The organism is Kitasatospora sp. NPDC001664 (assembly GCF_053596675.1).
Genome location: NZ_JBSFGS010000056.1, coordinates 1 through 18,627, shown reverse-complemented (window position 1 = coordinate 18,627; position 18,627 = coordinate 1). Strand labels below are relative to the sequence as shown.

Below are 18,627 nucleotides of genomic sequence, written 5' to 3'. Positions count from 1 at the left end.
CGAGACCGAACCGAACAGCTTGCCGAGCAGGCCGTGCGTGGTCCCGACCACGATCGCGTCGGCGGCGTACTCCCGGCCGACCTCCTCGACCCCGAACCGGACGGTTCGGGGGCCGACGCCGTGTCAGACCACCTGGACCGGATAGACCGGCAGGGCGTTGGCCGGGTCATCCAGGCAGACGCCGCTGCGCAGGTCGAAGGTCTGCTTGTGCATGGGGGAGGCGACGGTGGGGGCGCCGTCCACGCTGCCGGTGATGCCGTCGGCGATCACGTCGGCGTGCGAGAACGGGTCGCGGTTGCCGACGGCGTAGACCTCGCCGCCGGGGGTGCGGAAGACGGCGGCCTGCTCGCCCTCGGGGAGCAGGGCGGCGACCCCGCAGGCGGGTTCGAGCTCCTCGTAGGCGCAGACGGTGACCCATGTGCCGTCGGGGGACTGGACCTGGACCTGGCCGGTGCGGTTCATCACTGCTCCTGGAGGACGGGGACGGTCGGGGAGTCGACGAAACTGACGGGGTCGGCGGGGGCGTTGACGAAGGGGGCGAAGGCGCGGAGCTTGGCCGGGTCGTCCAGCACGGCCCGCCACTCGTCCTGGTAGGCGGCCACGTGCCGCTCGGCCTGGGCCTCCAGCTCGGTGGCCAGCCCGAGCGAGTCCTCCACCACCACCGCGCGGACGTGGTCGAGGCCCAGGCGCTCCAGCCAGGCGGCGGTCCGCTCCAGCCGCTCGCCGGTGCGGGCGTAGTACATCAGGAAGCGGTCGGTGAGCCGGAGCAGTTCCTCGGTGGAGAGGTCGGAGGCCAGCAGGTCGGCGTGGCGCGGCGTGGTGCCGCCGTTGCCGCCGACGTAGAGGTTCCAGCCCTTGGCGGTGGCGATCACGCCGATGTCCTTGCCCCGGGCCTCGGCGCACTCGCGCAGGCAGCCGGAGACCCCGCCCTTGACCTTGTGCGGGGTGCGCAGGCCCCGGTAGCGCAGCTCCAGGTCGATCGCCAGCTGCACCGAGTCGCCCTGCCCGAAGCGGCACCAACGGCTGCCCACGCAGGACTTCACGGTGCGCAGCGACTTGCCGTAGGCGTGGCCGGACTCGAAGCCGGCGTCCACCAACCGCCGCCAGACCGCCGGGAGTTGTTCGCGCCGGGCGCCGAAGAGATCGATCCGCTGGCCGCCGGTGACCTTGGTGTGGAGGCCGAAGTCCCGGGCCACCTCGCCGATCACGATCAGTTGCTCGGCGGTCAGTTCGCCACCGGGGATGCGCGGCACCACGGAGTAGGTGCCGTCCTTCTGCAGGTTGGCCAGGTAGCGGTCGTTGGAGTCCTGGAGGCCGCGCTGTCCGGGGTCGAGCACGTGCCGCAGCCCGAGCTCGGGCCCGAGGGTGGCCAGGATCGAGCCGACCACCGGCTTGCACACCGCGCAGCCGTCCTCGGCGCCGTTGCCGTGTGCCGCCAGCACCTCGGCGAAGGAGGTGAACCCCCCTTCCACGACGGCCTGGTAGAGCTCGGCGCGGGACAGCGTGAAGTGCTCGCACAGGCCCGGGCGGCGCTGCACGCCGAAGCCGTCCAGCAGGGACTGCAGGGTGCCCGTGCAACCGCCGCAGCCGGTGCCGGCCCTGGTGCAGGCCTTCAGCTCGGAGAGCTCGGTGACGCCCTCGGCCACGGCGGCCCGGACGGCGCCCTTGGTGACGTTGTGACAGCTGCACACCACGGCCTCGTCCGGCAGCAGCTCGGCCCCGGGCGGCGCCCCGGCTCCGGCCGGGAGGAGGAACGACTCGGGCGCGGCCGGGAGTTCGGTGCCGGTGTGCGGGCGCAGCAGCCCGTACGCGGCGGCGTCGCCGACCAGGATGCCGCCGAGCAGCCGGCCGTCGGCACCGAGCACCAGCTTCTTGTAGACCCCGGAGCCGGAGTCGGAGAACTGCACCTCCACCGAGCGCCCGCCGGCCGCGAACGGGTCGCCGAAGCTGGCCACGTCGGCGCCCAGCAGCTTGAGCTTGGTGTCGGTGTCGGCGCCCTCGAAGGAGGCGGAGCCGTCGCCGTGCAGCTGCTCGGCCACCACCTCGGCCATCTGGTAGCCCGGGGCCACCAGGCCGTACACCTGGCCGTCGCAGGTCTGGGCGCACTCGCCGACGGCGTAGACCGCCGGGTCGGTGGTGCGGCAGTGCCGGTCGACGGCGACGCCGCCCCGGTCGCCGCAGAGCAGCCCGGCGTCGCGGGCGAGCCGGCCCCGGGGGCGCACGCCCGCCGAGAACACCACCAGGTCGGCGTCGACCAACTGGCCGTCGCTCAGCCGCAGGCCGTCGGTGACGCCGTCCGCGTCCAGCTCGATCCGGTTCGCCCCGACACCGGTGTGCACGCCGATGCCCATCCCCTCGACCGCGCCGCGCAGGGCGGCCCCGCCGCCCTCGTCCAGCTGGAGCGGCATCAGCCGGGGTGCGAACTCCACCACGCTGGTGCGCAGCCCCAGGCTGCGCAGCGCACCGGCCGCCTCCAGTCCGAGCAGCCCGCCGCCGACCACCACCCCGCTGCGGGCGCCGGCCGCCGCGTAGGCGGTGATCGCGTCCACGTCGTCCAGGGTCCGGTAGGCGAAGCAGCCCGGGGCGTCCGCGCCGGGCACCGGCGGCATGAAGGGGTACGAGCCGGTGGCCAGCACCAGGGCGTCGTAGCCGAGGGTGCGGCCGCCTGCGGTGGTGACGGTCCGTCGGGCGGTGTCGAGGGCCTCGGCCGGGTCGCCGAGGTGCAGCTCGATGCCGTGTTCGGTGAAGAACTCCGGCCCGGCAAGCGCGAGTTCGTCCGGGCTGGTGCCGGTGAAGCGGGCCGTCAGGTGCACCCGGTCGTAGGCGGGGCGGCTCTCCTCGGCGAGCACCACGGCCCGCCAGTCGCGCTCGAAGGCCCCGCGCTCGGCCAGGGCGGACAGCAGGCGCTGGCCCACCATGCCGTGTCCGACGAGGACCAGGGTCTTGGGCGTCATGGTGCGTGCTCCTCCTGCGCGGGTGCTCCTGTCTCCGACCGTAGTTCGGGGTTGCTGGGCGTCCCACGAGTAAAGGGCCCGAGCAGAAGGGACCTTGGGCCCGAGTGACACGCGGCCGGGCGGTGCGGGACCTTCGGCCCCGGAGCCGGTGGCCTCGGCCCGGTCCGGCCGCCCCGGGCGGCCGCCTAGCGTGGACGGTGAAGGGAGTGGAGCCTGATGACCGTCTTCGCACCGATCCGTGAGCCGGGGCCGCTGCCCGCCGCAGGGTCTGCCGGGCCGCCCTTGGTGCTGGCCGTGCACGGCAGCGCCGTCCCGGCGGCGGTGCGCACCGTGACCAGGCTGTGCTCCCGGCTCGACGCCCTGACCGGACGTCACCCCGTGGTGGGCCACCTGGACGTGCAGAGCCCCTCGCTGGCCGAGGTGCTCGGGCAGCTGACGGGCGAGGCCGTGGTGGTGCCGCTGCTGCTCGGCGACGGCTTCCACCGCGCGGTGGACGTCCCGGGCGTGGTGGCCGCGGCCACCGGAGTACGGGCCGTGGTCACCCCGGGGCTGAGCGGCGCCGCCGCCTCGATCGGACTGGCGCTGCACGGACGGCTGCGGGAGGCCGAGGAACGGGCCGGCGGCCGGGCCGACGCCGTGGTGGTGGCCGCCGCCGGCTCCACCCGCCCGGGCGGCAACGACGGCGCACTGGCCGCCGCCGCCCAGCTGGAGCACCTGCTCGGCGGCACCGTCCCGGTCCGCACCGCCTACTGCTCCGCCACCGCACCCACCGTCCCGCAGGCGGTCGACGCCCTCCGGGCCGAGGGCCACCGCCGGATCGCGGTCGCCGCCCACCTGCTCGCCCCGGGCCGCTTCACCGCCGCCCTCCCCGCCGCCGGCGCCTGGACCGTCACCGCCCCGCTGGCCGACCACCCCCTGATCGCCCGCGCCGTCCTGCGCCGCTACGCCCTCGGCCAGCGGATCGGGGTGTGAGTGGTCACGCCGGGGGCGCGGGGCTCTGCTGACCTGCGGCTCCGCCGCGCGGGCGCGCTGGGGAACGGCAGCACGTGCAACTGGCTGACGGAGCCTCAGTTGCAGGTGAGCCGCCTTCCGATTCGCGCCCCGCGGCGGAGCCGCAGGTCAGCAGAGCCTCGCGCCCCCGGGGCGCCGCCCTGCCGGGCCCCGGCTGTAAAACGTTTGGCCTCGAAGGAACGTCCCGTGAGAATGGCCGTATGAGTACCCCACAAGGTCCGGTCGCGGTACCGGAGTTCGTCCGTGAGTACGCCGCCGGCCGGCCCCTGCGGGCCGTCTGGGAGAACGAGCTCGGCGGGCTGACCTTCCAGGTCGGCCTGGCGGAGCGAACGTTCGTGAAGTGGAACCCGGCGGGGAACACCATCGACCTGTCCGCCGAGGCGGCCCGGCTGACCTGGGCGGCGAAGTACGCCACGGTGCCCCGGGTGCTGGAGCAGGGGGCGGACGAGGGCGGCAGCTGGCTGGTCACCGAAGGCCTGCCCGGGAGTTCGGCCGAGGACGAGCACTGGCGGCGCCGGCCGGAGCAGGCGGTGCGCGCGCTCGGGGCCGGGCTGCGCCGGCTGCACGAGGCGCTGCCGGTGGCGGACTGCCCGTTCGACTGGTCGGTGCCCACCCGGCTGGCCTCGGTGCACGCCAGGGTCGCCGCCGGACTGGTGGAACCGGCGTGCTGGCCCGATGAGTTGGCGTACGTGGGCGGCGTGCCGCGGGCGCTCGAACTGCTGGCGGACGCCCCGCCGGTGGACCGCCTGGTGGTCTGTCACGGCGACGCCTGCTCGCCCAACACCCTGATCGGCGAGGACGGCACCGCCTCCGGGCACGTCGACCTGGGCGACCTCGGGGTGGCCGACCGCTGGGCCGACCTGGCGATCGCCACCTGGAGCACGCGGTGGAACTACGGGCCGGGCTGGGAGGAGCCCCTGCTGGAGGCCTACGGCGTCGCGCCCGATCCGGAGCGCACCGCCTACTACCGGCTGCTCTGGGAGCTCTCGGACTGAACACCGGGCCCCGCCGCGCGGAGAGCGCGCGGCGGGGCCCGGCCGGGGCCCGGCCTGGGGTCAGCCGGTGACGCTGGGCAGGCCGGTCTCCAGGTGGCCGGTGAAGCGCTGGGACCAGGTGGAGTCCGAGCTGACGGTGACCGTGAAGTCGTACCAGCCGTTCTGGTGGGCGACGGCGTTGAAGTAGTCGCTGGTGTTGCCGCCGGGCTGGACGATGTAGGTCCACGGGCCGTCGGTGCGGTAGTTGTTCGGGGTGACGGTGAAGGTCACGGCCGAGGTGCCCGCGTTGTCGAGGCGGAACCAGAGGGCGAGCTTGCCGGTGTCCGGCGCGTTCGCGTACGAGGCGGTGACGGTGACGGTCTTGCCCGCCTTGGTGGCGTCGCCCTTGAAGCGGCGCAGGAAGCGGTTCGGGCCGGTGACGCTCAGGTCGTAGGGGCCGTTGCCGAAGTTGGTGCCGCAGTTGAAGAAGTCGCTGGTGGAGCCGGCCGGGTCCACCGTGTACTGCCACGGGCCGCCGCTGCGGTGGGCGTTGGCGTAGGCCGCGAAGTGGGTGGCGCTGGTGGCGGCGGCGCCCTCGTTGGCCATCTTGATCCAGACCTTCATCACCCCGTTCGCGCCGAACTCCAGGTGGTCCAGGTTGGCGTTTGGCTGGTACGGCAGCGCGCGGGCCGGCCGGGTGCCGGGCTCCTGGAGCGGGAGCGCGTTGTTGGTCGGGGCCGGGTTCGGCAGCGGGCCGCAGGTGGACTGGCCGATCACGAAGGAGGTGTCGGGCAGTGCGGGCATCCCGTAGACCGGGTGGGCGAAGTCGAACATGCCGGTCAGGTCGCCGGTGACCTTGCGCCGCCAGGCGGAGATGTTCAGGCAGACCGCGGGCTTGCCGAGGGCGGCCGTCCAGCGCTCCAGGAAGCGCAGCACCGAGGTGTGGTCGAAGACCTCCGAGGAGACCCAACCGCCGCGGCTCCAGGGCGAGATGGCGATCATCGGGACCCGGAAGCCGAGGCCGACCGGCTGGCCGTTGTAGAACTCCCCGGGCGTCCCGGCGACCGGCACCGGCGGCGGCACGTGGTCGAAGAAGCCGTCGTTCTCGTCGTAGTTGAGGAACATGATGCTGGAGTTGAAGACCGCCGGGTCGGCGTTGAGCGCGTCCATCACCAGGTGCACGAAGTGCGCGCCGTCGTTCGGCGGCGCGTAGGGGTGCTCGGAGGAGGCCTCGTCGGCGACCACCCAGACCACTTGCGGCAGCGTCCCGTTCAGCACGTCGGCGCGGATCGCGGCGGCGATGTCGTCCGGGGTCTTCCCGGTCACCTTCGGGACGGAGCCCATGCCCTTGACCTTGAGCGGGCTGCCGGCCGGGGCGTCGGTGAACTGCTTGAAGTAGGCCAGGGCGTTGTCGCCGTAGTTGTCGGCCGCGTTCTGGTAGAGCTTCCAGCTGACCCCGGCGGTCTCCAGCGCCTCGGCGTAGGTCTGCCAGCGCAGGCCGGACTCGTCGCCGCCGTTGTAGGCCGGGCCGCCCGCCTTGCCGTCCGGGTCGATCTGTCCGCTCCAGTGGAAGGTGCGGTTGGGGCCGGTGGCGCTCAGCGTGGAGCAGAAGTAGGCGTCGCCGACGGTCCAGTTGTCGGCCAGCGCGAAGTGGAACGGGATGTCCTTGCGGTTGAGGTAACCGAGCGCGCGGACACTGGACTTGGCGGCCACCCAGTTGTCCATCTTGCCGGTGTTCCAGGCGCTGTGCTGGTCGTTCCAGGAGTGCGCGAGGTCGCCGTTGCACTGGGCGAGGCGCTCGGGGGTCTGGCCGCCGGCCGCCTTGGTGGCGCTGAACAGCCACGGGTACTGGCGGCCCGTCCCGTTCGGCTGGTTGAAGACGCTGAACCCGCCCGGGATCTGGATCGCGGCCCGGTCGCCGAAGCCCCGGACGCCCTGGAGGGTGCCGAAGTAGTGGTCGAAGCTCCGGTTCTCCTGCATCAGGATCACGATGTGCCTGGCGTCGGTCAGCGTGCCGGTGGCGTCCAGCCCGTACTGCTCCGCCGCCTCGGCCGCCCCGCCGCCGACCGTGGCCGACCCCGCGACGGCCGCCCCGGCCGCCCCGGCCGCCGACAGTGCCATGAACTTCCTACGACTCAGCTCGGACATCCCGCAGCCCGTCCCTTCGCTCCACAGAAGCCGCTGATGGTGGCCGGTGTTGTCTGCACACGTTGTGTGCACGCCATCGGCCGAGCGGAATCTTTGCGCAGGTCGCGGCCGGTGGCCATGACTTTCCATCAAGGCTTGTTGGACTGTTCAACGCCCGGTCGCCGGGCGAAGGCGAGATGAACGCGAAGCGGTACGGCGGCTCAGAGCCCGCCTCCGCAGCCGGCACCCCCGCAGCCCGCGCCGCCTCCGCAGCCGAAGCCTCCGACGGCCCCCGCCGCCTCCCCGCCCCGGCCGACGGGTCCGGCCGGGCTCCCGGGCAGCGAGGGCAGCCACCGGTGGTGCTGCCAGGGGAAGAGCGTGACGGCGGCCCACCAGGACGGGAAGGACACCCGGTCGCCGGTCGCGGCGCACTCGGCCTCGGTGGCCTCGCAGGCCGTGCCGTACCACTCGACCGCCTGGGTCCGCTGCGTGCGCAACTCCAGCAGCCCGTGCTCCAGTTCACGGACCGTCAGCCGGGCGGCGGTGGGGTCCGCCTCCGGCGGCACCTCGGCGTCCCACCGGAAGACCCGGACCGGCCCGAGGGCGGCCGGGGCCAGCAGCCCCCAGACCGGACGGTCCGCCCCGGCCCGGAAGCGCTGGGCCCGGGCCGTCCGGAGGGCCGCCTCCCGGCGCTCCCGGTGCTCCGCCAACCGGGCCGCGATCTCGGCCGCGACCGGTCGGTACGCCTCGTCGGCCCGTGTGGCCGCGACCGGCCCGCGGCCCAGAGCCCGGATCACCCGGCCCCGCGCTCCCGGCGGGCGCGTCGCCGCCCGGTGCCGTTCGGCCGCCCCGGCCCACCGCTCCAGCTCCTCCCGGGTGCCGGGCACCACCGTCGCCCCGGGTGCGCCGCTCCGCTCCGTCCCGGCCTCGCGCACCGGGTAGCGGCCGTCCTCCGGGGCACCGACCTCGATCAGGATCCGCTCCTCCACCGTTCCCCACCCTCCGTCGTACGGACCACGGGCGTGGTCAGTCCTTCACGGTGATACCCAGGGCCTGGGCGAACTGTGGCGCCAGTTCGAAGAGTTGCGCGGATCCGAGGATGGCTCCGCGCAGTCCGTGCGGGCCGTCGGTGAGGCCCAGCGAGCGGGCGCCGCGGAAGTCGGCCTGCTTGAGCACGGCGCCGCTCAGCCGGACCTCCTCCAGGGTGGAGCCGGGGAAGGAGACGTCGGTGAGCTTGGCCTCGCCGAAGTCCACGTCCCGCAGCAGGCAGTCCTCGAAGACCACGTCCCGCAGCACCGCGCCGCGCAGGTTGACCGCCTCCAGCTTGCACTGGCGCAGCACCACCCGGCGCACCGCCGAGCCGTAGGCGGTCAGCCCGGCCAGCACGGTGGAGACCAGGCCGGCGTCCTGCCACTCGCTCTCCGCGCAGTCCACCGCCACCCAGCGGCTGCCCTGCACCCAGACCTCGTTGAACCGGGTCTGCCGCAGCCGTGCCCCGGACAGCTCGGTGCCGGTGAAGGCGCACTCCAGGAAGCTCCCGCCGCCGGCCGAGACCGCCTCCAGCGGACCCTCGAACCGCACGGTGTCGTAGCGGTCGCCGCGCAGCGGGCCGCTGTGCGGGACGAGCAGGTGCGCGTAGGGCAGGTCGTCGAGCCGGTCGGGGACGGACTGCACGGCGGGGGCCTCCTGGGCTGACGGGGCGTTACCGGGCGAAGGCCGGGTTGCCGGTCCACCAGTTGCCGGGGGCCTCGGGGTCGCGGCTGCTCCAGTACTCCACCACGGCCTGGACGAACTCCTCGGGGTCGAGCGTACCGTTGCCGTCCAGGTCGAGCCGCGAGAAGGCCAGGTCGGTGTCCTCCCGGGTGAGGTCCGGGAAGTGGCCGCGCTGGAAGGCGTAGAACTCCTCCCGGTCGACCACCCCGTTCCCGTCGGCGTCCGCGACCGTGAGGAAGACCTCGGCCAGCGCGCCGACGGTGGCCCGGGCGGCCGCCGGGTCCTCGGCCAGGCCCAGGGTGCTGGTGATGAACTCCTCCCGGCCGATCTCGGTGGCGCCCGCGGGCAGGGTGGGCAGGTGCAGCTCGCGCCAGATGTGCAGGTAGGCGTCGACGATCCGGTCCTCCTCGGCGGAGCCCTCCGGGTGGCCGAGGGAGCGGGCGCTGTCGCGGCCCATCAGCACGTGGTCGGCCTCGGTGAGGCGGCCGTCGCCGTCCCGGTCCAGGTGGTCGAAGCCGTAGGCGATCTTGTCGCGGAGCAGGTCGCCGGTGGTGGCGGGCTCGGTCATGCGGTTCCTCCGGTGGGGTTCTGGTGGACGGGGTGCCCGTGGGACTCCAGGGCCAGGCCCAGGGCGACGGTGGCGGCGCAGACCAGGCCGGCCGCCAGGGTGCCGTGCTCGCCCAGGAAGGTGCAGGCGAGCACGGCCACCGAGGCGGCCGGCAGCAGGGCCTGGCCGAGGCCGGTCTTGACGTGCCGGGAGTGCAGCGCCCAGACCGCGAGCAGGAAGAGTGCGGTGGGGACGGTGACGGCGGCCGCCGCCGGGACGGCGGTGATGTGCGCCTTGTGGGTGGCGTACTCGATCGCCACCTCCAGACCGGCGCCGATCGCGGCGGCCGAGCCGAGCACCACGTAATGGCCGTAGCCCCAGAGGAAGGAGCGGCGGTTGGAGGTGAGGATGTGGTGCACCGGGCGGGCGAAGTAGATCCACCAGGCGGAGAAGCAGATCAGGATGCCGCCCGCGGCGATCGGGATCAGCTCGTCCAGCGCCTCGTGCTCGTCGATCGCGGCCTGCATCGCCAGGGTGGCGGCGGCGACGGTCTCGCCGAGCACGATGATGGTGAACAGGCCGTACCGCTCGGCGATGTGGTGCGGGTGCCAGTTCGACTGGGTGCGCAGTTCGGCCAGGGCCGGGACGGAGAGCTCGGCCACGATGCCGAGCGGCAGCACCCAGGTGAGCGCGCTGTCCGGCACCAACAGCACCAGCACCCAGCCGAGTTGGCAGATGGTGATGCCGATCGCGTAGCGCAGCGCCATGGTCCGCGCCCCGCCGGTCTCGGAGGCGGCCGCGCGCAGCCACTGGGTGACCATGGCCAGCCGCATCACCAGGTAGCCGACCACGGAGAGGGTGAGGTCCCGGCTGTCGAACATCCGGGGCACCCCGGCGGCCAGGATCAGCACGCCGGTGATCTGCACCAGGGTGGTGACCCGGTACGGCACGTCGTCCACGTCGTAGGCGGAGGCGAACCAGGAGAAGTTCATCCAGGCCCACCAGATGGCGAAGAAGGCGAACGCGTAGCCGTACAGCCCGGCGCCCAGGTGGCCCTCGGCCAGGTCGTGCGCCAGCTGCTTCCCGGCCTGGGCGACCGCCACCACGAAGCAGAGGTCGAAGAAGAGCTCCAGCGGCGTGGCCACCCGGTGGCTCTCGTGCTTGCTGCGTGCGGTCATCCGCCGGAAGGCGGGTTGGGAGGGGAGGTCTGTGCTCATGGGGCCACCTGGGCGCTCGGCGTGGTTCCGGTCCCCGTGATCCTGACAGTCCATCACGCCCGGCGCACGCATCCCGGCGACACGCGGACCGTCCGGCTCGCACCCCTTCTGTCCTGCTGTCAGCGCCAGTTGACGGTGGAGTGCGCGAACCGGGTGAACGGACCGCCGGAACCCGGGCGCGCCCCGCGCCGGGGGTCGGTTCCACCCCGTTTGGCCGGATAGATTCCTCCGCAGTGGCAAGGACGACGCGGGCGGACTTCGGGCAACGCGGAAGGTCAAGGCCGGTGGCGGAACACGGGGGCGGGCACACCGCGCCCCCGTGCCGTCGGCCTCGTGATCACCGCGCTGCCCGGCAGTGCCGCCGCACGTCGGGGTGCCGCCGCACCGCCATGCCCGGCTCCGGCCGGGCCGGGGCGGTGCGCGGCGGCGGTCGCCGCCGCGCGGTCCGCCCCGTGGCGCGGGCTACTTCTCCCAGCCCACCTTGGTGATGTCGGTGCTCGCCAGGCTGCCGGCCCCGAAGTTGGCCAGGCCCTTGCGCACCGCCACGATGCTCGGGCGCTGGTAGAGCTCCAGGGTGTGGGCCAGCTCCCAGATCTTGGCGTCGGCCTCGTTGTAGAGCTTGTCGGCCTCGGCCCTGTCCAGCGTCCCGGCGGCGGTGCGCAGCAGGGTGTCGATCTCCGGGGTGGCCAGCTTGGAGTAGTTCCCGAACACGTTGTCGCCCTGCGGGGCGCGGTAGTTGGGGACGCCGGCGGAGAGCGGGAAGGAGCCGGTGTTCCGCCAGCTCGCCAGGTCGAACTTGCCCTGGTTGATGTACTTGGCGAAGTACTCCTTGCTCGGCACCTTGTCCAGGGTGAGCTTCACGCCGACCTGCTGGAGCATCGACTGCACGGCGGCGGCCATGTCGAGCTGGGCCTGGGCCGAGCCGTCGCTGAGCACGTAGTGCAGCTCCAGCGCGGCACCGTCCTTGGTGCGCGGCTGGCCGGCCGCCGGCTCCTTCCAACCCGCCTTCTCCAGCAGCTCCTTGGCCTTGGCCGGGTCAGCCTTGGCCCAGTCGCCGGAGTTGTTCCGGTAGCCGCTCTGGTTGGTCATGTAGAGGTGGTTGTCGAGCGGCTTGAACTCCACCGGCACGCCCGCGTTCACGATCTTGATCAGCGCGGTGCGGTCCAGCGCCTTGGTGAGCGCCTGACGCACCGTCTGGTCGGCCAGCGCGCCGTTGCCGCCGAAGGAGATGTGCACCTCGTCCCACGGGGTGCCGGTGCGGATGACGCCGTCCTTGGCGTCCTTCAGCTGGCCGTAGGCGGTCGCGGTGCCGGCCGAGGCGTAGTCCACCTCGTTGTTGAGGAAGGCCTGGGTGATCGCGGAGCTGGCCAGCACCCGGTAGATGATCTTGTCCAGCTTGGGCTTCGGGCCCCACCACTCCGGGTTGGGCACCAGGGTGATGGTCTGCGCGGTCTTGTTCAGCTCCCCGATCTTGAACGGGCCGCTCCAGACCGGGACCTTCTCGACCCAGCCGTCGTTGAACGCCTCCGGGGTGGAGATCCCGGAGGCCGGCAGCAGCGGGTTGAAGAGGTTCTGCCAGTCCGCGTACGGCTTCTCGAAGGTGACCTTCACCTCCAGGGCGTCCGCGCCCTGCTCCACGCCGGAGATCTGCTCGTAGCCGGAGGAGTCGGCGATGTTGTAGGCCGGGTCCTTGCCGTTGGTGGCCTTCCAGACCGCCTTGAAGTCCTCGGCGCTCAGCGGCTTGCCGTCCGACCACTTGGCCTTCGGGTTGAGCTTGTAGGTCACCACCTGCGGCGACTTGGAGGTCACCTCGGCCGAGGCCAGGTACTCCGGCACCGGGGTGAAGACGCCCTTGGCGTCGGTGCGGAACAGCTGGGCCTGGGTGTAGCCCATGATCTCGACCGCGTCGCCGTACCGGCCGTCCACCTGGTACGGGTTCCACTGGGTGATCCACTGCTGCAGCGGCGGGTGGAACTCGCCGCCGTCCCTGATCTTGTCCAGCGGCTGCGGGTTGTTGTCCTCCGCGTCCTGGGTCGGCACCACGTTCTTCGCCACGTCGCCACCCGAGCCGGAGCCGGCCGAGCTGCAGCCGGTGACGGCGAGCGCCACGGCGGCGGCGAGCACGGCGAGACGGCGTAGGCGGGTGCTGGTGATGGAGTCCATGGGGTTCCCCCGGGAGATAGAGATTTTGGGTGCCGCCAGGTGTGGCGGGAGTTGAACGTGGGCAGCCAAGCGGTGTTCGGCCAGCAGAACGTAACAGCGGATCAGTGCTTCTACCAGGGGGTCTCGTCCACACCTGATCAGACCGACACGTGGCGCAATACGGCGGCAACGTGCACTTCGTAGTGCGCTGGAACACTGATCCAACCCACCTCAGAACAAAGGTAATTCGTCATGTCATCCAGGGTGCCGAGACCCGGCTCCGGTGGTGCGCGGTGATCCGCTACATAGCCAAGCGGCTCGGCTACCACGCCGTCCTGCTGGTCGTCGCCGTCTTCCTCGCCTACGCGCTCGCCAGCGCCGCGCTCGGCCCCCGGGCCTACTTCGAGGCCAAGCAGCCGCGCCCCTCCGCCGCCTCGGTGGACCGCCAGCTGACCGAGCTGAACATCAACGACCGCACCCCCGTGGTGGAGCGCTTCGGCACCTGGGCCGAGGGCCTGGTGTTCCACGCCGACCTCGGCCGCACCATCCACGACACCTCGGTGAACGAGGACTTCGGCCGGCGGATCTGGGTCTCGCTGCGGCTGCTGCTGGTCGGCAGCCTGCTCGGCATGGTGCTCGGCGTCGCGGTCGGCGTCTGGGGCGCGGTGCGCCAGTACCGCTTCTCCGACCGGGCGTTGACCCTCACCTCCTTCGTGCTGCTCTCCACCCCGGTCTTCCTGCTGGCCCTGCTGCTGAAGAACGGCGCGATCGCCGCCAAGGACGCGGCCGGCCACGAGGTGATCCCGTTCACCGGCTACGAGACCCCCGGCCTGACCGGCGGCATCGGCGCCCACCTGGCCGACTGGGGCCTGCACCTGCTGCTGCCCACCCTCTCGCTGGCCCTCGGCGGCCTGGCCGTCTACAGCCGCTACCAGCGCGCCACCATGCTCGACGTGCTCGGCTCCGACTACCTGCGGACCGCCGAGGCCAAGGGCCTGACCAGGCGTCAGGCCCTGCTCAAGCACGGGCTGCGGACCGCGATCATCCCGATGACCACGATGTTCGCCTACAGCTTCCTGGGCATCTTCACCGGCGCCGCCTTCACCGAGACCATCTTCGGCTGGCACGGCATGGGGGAGTGGTTCATCCAGGCGATCAACGAGCAGGACATCAACTCGGTGGTCGCGGTCAACCTGTTCGCCGCGGTGGTGGTGCTGGCCTCCGGCTTCCTGGCCGACCTGCTCACCGCCGCCCTCGACCCCCGGGTCAGGTCCTGATGACTGCCGTGCTCCCGCTCGCCCCGGCCGAACCGGCCGCCCCCGCAGGCCGCTCCCGCCTGGTGCTGCGCCGCCTGCTGGCCGCCCGCGGGGTCGTGATCGGCGCCGTCACGGTGCTGCTGCTCTTCCTGCTGGCCTTCCTCGGCCCGTACCTGACGCCCTGGGACTACGCCGCTCCGGACTACACCGCGCTGCGCCAGCCGCCGTCCGGCCAGCACTGGTTCGGCACCAACGGGCTCGGCCAGGACGTCTTCGCGCAGACCGTCCGGGGCCTGCAGAAGTCCCTGGTGATCGGCCTGCTGGTGGCGGTCTTCTCCACCGTGCTGGCCGGCCTGGTCGGCGCCTGCGCCGGATACTTCGGCGGCTGGGCGGACCGCTGCCTGACCTTCCTGGTCGACCTGATGCTGGTCTTCCCCAGCTTCCTGATCATCACCATCATCTCGCCCCGGCTGAAGGGCTCCGGCTGGATCGCCTTCGTCGTCCTGCTGGCCGTCTTCAACTGGATGATCACCGCCCGGGTGGTCCGCTCGATGACCCGCTCGCTGCGCGAGCGCGAGTTCGTCCGGGCCGCCCGCTTCATGGGCGTCCACCCCCTGCGGATCATCCTGCGCCACATCCTGCCGAACGTCGCCTCCTTCCTGATCACCGACGCCACCATCACCGTCGGCGGCGCCGTGATGAGCGAGGCCGCCCTCTCCTACTTCGGCTTCGGCGTCCGCGCCCCCGACGTCTCGCTCGGCACCCTGCTCGCCGCCGGCACCGACCAGGCCCCGGTCTTCCCCTGGCTGTTCTACTTCGCCGCCGCCCTGCTGGTCCTCTTCGTCCTCGCCGTCAACCTGATCGGCGACGGCCTGCGCGACGCCCTCGACCCCACCTCCCGGAGTTCCCAGTGACCACCCCTCTGCTCGAAGTCGCTGACCTCGCCGTCGACTTCGGTTCTCAGCCGGCGGTCCGGGGCGTCGACCTGACGCTGCGTCGCGGGGAGACCCTCGGGATCGTCGGCGAGTCCGGCTCCGGCAAGTCGGTGACCGCGCTGGCCGTGCTCGGCCTGCTGCCGGGTGCCGCACGGGTCAAGGGCTCCGTACGCCTCGAAGGCCGCGAACTGGTCGGACTGCCCAGCCGTGAACTCGCGGGCCTGCGCGGCAACAAGGTGGCGATGGTCTTCCAGGACCCGCTCTCCGCCTTCACCCCGGTCTACCGGATCGGCGACCAGATCGTCGAGGCGATCCGGGTGCACCAGAAGCTGGACCGGGCGGCAGCCCGTACCAGGGCCGCCGAACTCCTCGACCTGGTCGGCATCCCCGACCCCCGCCGGGCCCTGGACTCCTTCCCGCACGAGTTCTCCGGCGGCATGCGCCAGCGCGCGATGATCGCCATGGCGATCGCCAACGACCCGGACATCCTGCTCGCCGACGAGCCCACCACCGCCCTGGACGTCACCATCCAGGCCCAGGTGCTGGACGTGCTGCGCACCGCCCAGCGGGAGACCGGCGCGGCCCTGGTGCTGGTCAGCCACGACCTCGGCGTGATCGCCGGGATGGCCGACCGGGTCGCCGTGATGTACGCGGGCCGGGTGGTGGAGACCGCCCCGGTGGACGAGCTCTTCGCCCACCCCCGCCACCCCTACACCCTCGGCCTGATCGGCGCGGTGCCCCGCCTCGACGGCGCCCGCGGCGCCCTGGTGCCGATCCCCGGCCAGCCGCCCGCCCCGGGGACGCTCGGCGGCGGCTGCCCGTTCGCCGACCGCTGCCCGCTGGTGGAGGACCGCTGCCGCACCGAGGAGCCCGCGCTCACCGGCGACGGCGACCACCTCGCGGCCTGCCTGCGCGCCGACTTCCTGGCCGCCACCCGCCCGGCCCCGCAGGAGGTCTACCCCGTCCCGCCGCTGCCCGAGCCCGACCTGACGCCCCGTGAGGAGCGCGAGCAGGTGCTCGCCGTCACCGGCCTGACCAAGACCTTCCCGGTGCTCAAGGGCACCGTCTTCAAGCGCCGGGTCGGCTCGGTGCACGCGGTGGACGGCGTCGAGCTGGACCTGCGGCGCGGGGAGACCCTCGGCCTGGTCGGGGAGTCCGGCTCGGGCAAGTCCACCACCCTGTTCGAACTGCTCGGCCTGACCGCCCCCGAGGCCGGCCGGATCGAACTGCTCGGCCACGACACCGCCACCCTCACCAAGGCGGACGCCCACCGCCTGCGCGGCGAGGTGCAGATCGTCTTCCAGGACCCGATGGCCAGCCTGGACCCGCGCCAGCCGGTCGGCGACATCATCGCCGAACCGCTGCTCGCCCAGCGCGCCCCACGCGAGCTGATCGACCGTCGGATCCCCCAGCTGCTCCGCCAGGTCGGCCTGGATCCGGCGCACGCCGGCCGCTACCCGCACCAGTTCTCCGGCGGCCAGCGTCAGCGGATCTCCATCGCCCGGGCCCTCGCGGTCGAGCCCAAGCTCCTGGTCCTCGACGAACCGGTCTCCGCCCTGGACGTCTCGGTCCAGGCCGGCGTGCTCAACCTGCTCCAGCAGCTCAAGGCCGACCTCGGCCTGGCCTACCTCTTCGTCTCGCACGACCTCTCGGTGATCCGCCACCTCTGCGACCGGGTCAGCGTGATGTACCTGGGCCGCACCGTCGAACAGGGCCCGGTCGCCGAGGTCCTCGACCACCCCCGCCACCCCTACACCCGGGCCCTGCGCTCCGCCGTCCCGCTCCCCGACCCGGCCGCCGAACGCGCCCGCACCCGCACCCTGCTCCCCGGCGACCCGCCCTCCCCGACCGAACGCCACACCGGCTGCGCCTTCCGCACCCGCTGCCCGCTCTACGCCGAACTCCCGCCGGAGAAGCGCCCGGTGTGCGAGCAGACGACCCCGCCGCTCACCGACGGAGTCGCCTGCCACCACGCCTGACCGCATGCCCGTCAAGCGCTGCGCAGCTGCCGGGGGAACCAGGGGTCGCCGACCAGCCGGGGGCCGTCCGGGGTGTGCAGGGTGAGGAACTGCGGGGAGGTGGAGTACTCGGCCAGCGAGACGGAGCCGTGCCGGGTCTCCAGCTCGGCCTCGACCCAGACCGGGAGCTTGCGCAGCCTGCGGCGCAGCAGCAGGGCGTCCCGGCGGCTGAACGGGAGCGGGCTGCGCAGCAGCAGGCGCAGCGGGCTGTCGAGGGTGGTGACCGGGACGCCGGTGGCCAGCTCGCAGCCGACGGCGCCGATCGGGCCCCAGCTGAGGTTGTAGCTCTCGACCGCCGCGCCGGCCGCCGGGAGGGCCAGCAGGGCGGGCAGCCCGAGCCGCCGGTCCTCGGGCAACTGCTCCAGGCGGTCCGGGAGTTGCTCGGGCTTGAGGGTCACCGCCACCGCCGAGCGGGGCGCGTAGCCGGTGACCCGCTGGTCCGGGCGGGGGCCGCTCAGCGAGACCGGGATCCAGGTCTCGGCGGCGGCCATCGTGTCCCGGGTGCAGCGCGAGCGGGCCGGGGAGAGCCCGGCCAGGGCCGGGGCCCGGCGGACGGTGACCCAGGGGTTGCCGCGCAGCAGCGTACGGGCCCAGGCGGGCATCGGCTCGGCACCCGAGACGGTCCGCCGCAGCGAGGACGGGCAGTGCAGCAGCAGCAGGTCGTGCGCGGTGGGCGTCCGGCCGTCCATCGCCGGGACCGGCCCGACCACCCGGCGGGGGCGGCCAGGGTGCTCGTCGGGGTCGTCGGCCCTGCGGCGGCGGCGCGGCACTGCGGTGGTCATCGGGGTTCTCCTTCTTGAATTGTGGTGCCGTCAGACGGCGTTGAGGCCGTGGCGGGTGAAGACGCCGCGGGCGGCGGCCACCTGCTCGGGGGTCGGCGAGGGGGTGTCGGCCAGCGCGAAGTCCTGGCCCAGGGCCTCGTACTTGGCCGCCCCCAGCTTGTGGAAGGGCAGCACGTCCACCCGGGAGACGTTGCCCAGCGAGGCGGCGAAGCCGGCCACGCCTTCGACGTTGTCGACCGGGTCGGTCAGCCCGGGCACCAGCACGAAGCGGACCCAGACCTCCTTGCCGAGGTCGGCGAGGCGCCGGGCGAAGTCCAGGGTGGGCTCCAACGGCCGTCCGGTGACCTTGCGGTAGAGCTCGCGGTCCCAGGACTTGATGTCCAGCAGCACCAGGTCGACGTCGGCCAGCAGTTTGTCGGTGGCCCGGGCGCCGAGGAAGCCGGAGGTGTCCAGGGCGGTGTGCAGGCCGAGTTCGTGCTTGTAGCGGTGGAACAGCTCGCCGGCGAAGGCCGGTTGGAGCAGCGGCTCGCCGCCGCTGATGGTGGCGCCGCCGCCGGAGGCCCGGATGAAGGTGGTGTACTTCGCGGCCTCGGCCACCACCGCGTCGGCGGTGGTGCGCCTGCCGTTGCGCATCTTCATGGTGTCGGGGTTGTGGCAGTAGAGGCAGGTCAGCGGGCACCCGGCCAGGAAGGTGACGAACCGGGTGCCCGGGCCGTCCACACCGGTGGAGAGGTCCCAGGAGTGCACCGAGCCGGTGAGCGCACCGGTGAGCGCGCCGACGGGGATCTCGGTTCCGAGGGTGACGGCCATGACGGGATCTCCTGCCTAGAGCGAGCCGTGGAAGGTGCGGTTGAGTACGTCGAGCTGCTGTTCGCGGGTCAGCCGGACGAAGTTGACGGCGTATCCGCTCACCCGGATGGTCAGCTGCGGGTAGTTCTCCGGGTGCTCCAT

16 protein-coding genes and 1 pseudogene are annotated in these 18,627 nt (G+C 72.9%); 5 read left to right on the top strand and 12 right to left on the bottom strand.

The window, feature by feature from the left end:
• The 3 genes and pseudogenes from ACWCYY_RS39470 to nirB form a co-directional block, all read right to left on the bottom strand.
• Nucleotides 1–90: pseudogene (locus ACWCYY_RS39470) on the bottom strand (universal stress protein); the annotation flags it as partial.
• Nucleotides 91–123: 33 nt separating this feature from the next.
• Nucleotides 124–462 carry a nitrite reductase small subunit NirD gene (gene nirD / locus ACWCYY_RS39465; RefSeq protein ID WP_449798825.1) on the bottom strand — a complete coding sequence of 113 codons (339 nt, stop codon included), beginning with the start codon at nt 460–462 and terminating at the stop codon, nt 124–126.
• Complete coding sequence (gene nirB, locus ACWCYY_RS39460) at nt 462–2,954, bottom strand: nitrite reductase large subunit NirB (RefSeq protein WP_449798824.1); 2,493 nt, start codon at nt 2,952–2,954, stop codon at nt 462–464. Before nirB ends, nirD begins: the two co-directional genes overlap by 1 nt.
• Nucleotides 2,955–3,170: 216 nt before the next feature.
• On the opposite strand from nirB, the gene ACWCYY_RS39455 reads away from it, so the two are divergent.
• Nucleotides 3,171–3,926, top strand: coding sequence for a sirohydrochlorin chelatase (locus ACWCYY_RS39455; protein WP_449798823.1), 756 nt, complete (start codon nt 3,171–3,173; stop codon nt 3,924–3,926).
• 239 nt (nt 3,927–4,165) lie between these two features.
• Nucleotides 4,166–4,960, top strand: a complete 795-nt coding sequence (locus ACWCYY_RS39450) for an aminoglycoside 3'-phosphotransferase (RefSeq protein WP_345285739.1) — start codon at nt 4,166–4,168, stop codon at nt 4,958–4,960.
• A gap of 60 nt (nt 4,961–5,020) precedes the next feature.
• Here the strand turns inward: ACWCYY_RS39450 and ACWCYY_RS39445 are convergent, their stop codons facing one another.
• From ACWCYY_RS39445 to ACWCYY_RS39420, 6 genes are all read right to left on the bottom strand, one after another.
• Nucleotides 5,021–7,087, bottom strand: coding sequence for a phosphocholine-specific phospholipase C (locus ACWCYY_RS39445; protein ID WP_449798822.1), 2,067 nt, complete (start codon nt 7,085–7,087; stop codon nt 5,021–5,023).
• Between the two features lie 200 nt (nt 7,088–7,287).
• A complete protein-coding gene (locus ACWCYY_RS39440) occupies nt 7,288–8,055 on the bottom strand; it encodes a hypothetical protein (protein ID WP_345285742.1) in 768 nt (255 codons plus the stop codon).
• Nucleotides 8,056–8,092: 37 nt separating this feature from the next.
• Nucleotides 8,093–8,740, bottom strand: coding sequence for a pentapeptide repeat-containing protein (locus tag ACWCYY_RS39435; protein WP_449798821.1), 648 nt, complete (start codon nt 8,738–8,740; stop codon nt 8,093–8,095).
• Between the two features lie 28 nt (nt 8,741–8,768).
• Nucleotides 8,769–9,347, bottom strand: a complete 579-nt coding sequence (locus tag ACWCYY_RS39430; protein ID WP_345285745.1) for an EF-hand domain-containing protein — start codon at nt 9,345–9,347, stop codon at nt 8,769–8,771.
• On the bottom strand, nt 9,344–10,543 hold the full coding sequence (locus ACWCYY_RS39425; protein WP_449798820.1) for a low temperature requirement protein A: 1,200 nt from the start codon (nt 10,541–10,543) through the stop codon (nt 9,344–9,346). The genes ACWCYY_RS39430 and ACWCYY_RS39425 overlap by 4 nt, the downstream gene beginning before the upstream one ends.
• 462 nt (nt 10,544–11,005) lie before the next feature.
• Nucleotides 11,006–12,706, bottom strand: coding sequence for an ABC transporter family substrate-binding protein (locus ACWCYY_RS39420; RefSeq protein WP_345285749.1), 1,701 nt, complete (start codon nt 12,704–12,706; stop codon nt 11,006–11,008).
• A 272-nt stretch (nt 12,707–12,978) separates the two neighbouring features.
• Between ACWCYY_RS39420 and ACWCYY_RS39415 the strand changes: the two genes are divergently transcribed.
• From ACWCYY_RS39415 to ACWCYY_RS39405, 3 genes are read left to right on the top strand one after another with little or no spacing between them, the layout of a single operon-like run.
• Nucleotides 12,979–13,962 (top strand): ABC transporter permease, encoded by a 984-nt coding sequence (locus tag ACWCYY_RS39415; protein ID WP_345285751.1) that lies wholly within the window; start codon nt 12,979–12,981, stop codon nt 13,960–13,962.
• Nucleotides 13,962–14,855 carry an ABC transporter permease gene (locus ACWCYY_RS39410; RefSeq protein ID WP_345285753.1) on the top strand — a complete coding sequence of 298 codons (894 nt, stop codon included), beginning with the start codon at nt 13,962–13,964 and terminating at the stop codon, nt 14,853–14,855. Before ACWCYY_RS39415 ends, ACWCYY_RS39410 begins: the two co-directional genes overlap by 1 nt.
• Nucleotides 14,852–16,855 carry a dipeptide ABC transporter ATP-binding protein gene (locus tag ACWCYY_RS39405; RefSeq protein WP_449798819.1) on the top strand — a complete coding sequence of 668 codons (2,004 nt, stop codon included), beginning with the start codon at nt 14,852–14,854 and terminating at the stop codon, nt 16,853–16,855. Before ACWCYY_RS39410 ends, ACWCYY_RS39405 begins: the two co-directional genes overlap by 4 nt.
• Nucleotides 16,856–16,866: 11 nt before the next feature.
• Here the strand turns inward: ACWCYY_RS39405 and ACWCYY_RS39400 are convergent, their stop codons facing one another.
• The 3 genes from ACWCYY_RS39400 to ACWCYY_RS39390 form a co-directional block, all read right to left on the bottom strand.
• Nucleotides 16,867–17,676: a phosphoribosyl-dephospho-CoA transferase MdcG domain-containing protein gene (locus ACWCYY_RS39400; protein ID WP_449798818.1), complete on the bottom strand. Its 810-nt coding sequence runs from the start codon at nt 17,674–17,676 to the stop codon at nt 16,867–16,869.
• 30 nt (nt 17,677–17,706) lie between these two features.
• Nucleotides 17,707–18,486 (bottom strand): pyruvate formate-lyase-activating protein, encoded by a 780-nt coding sequence (pflA, locus tag ACWCYY_RS39395; RefSeq protein WP_449798817.1) that lies wholly within the window; start codon nt 18,484–18,486, stop codon nt 17,707–17,709.
• Nucleotides 18,487–18,501: 15 nt separating this feature from the next.
• Nucleotides 18,502–18,627, bottom strand: a 126-nt coding sequence (locus tag ACWCYY_RS39390) for a glycine radical domain-containing protein (RefSeq protein ID WP_449798826.1), incomplete at its 5' end; no start/stop codon positions are given.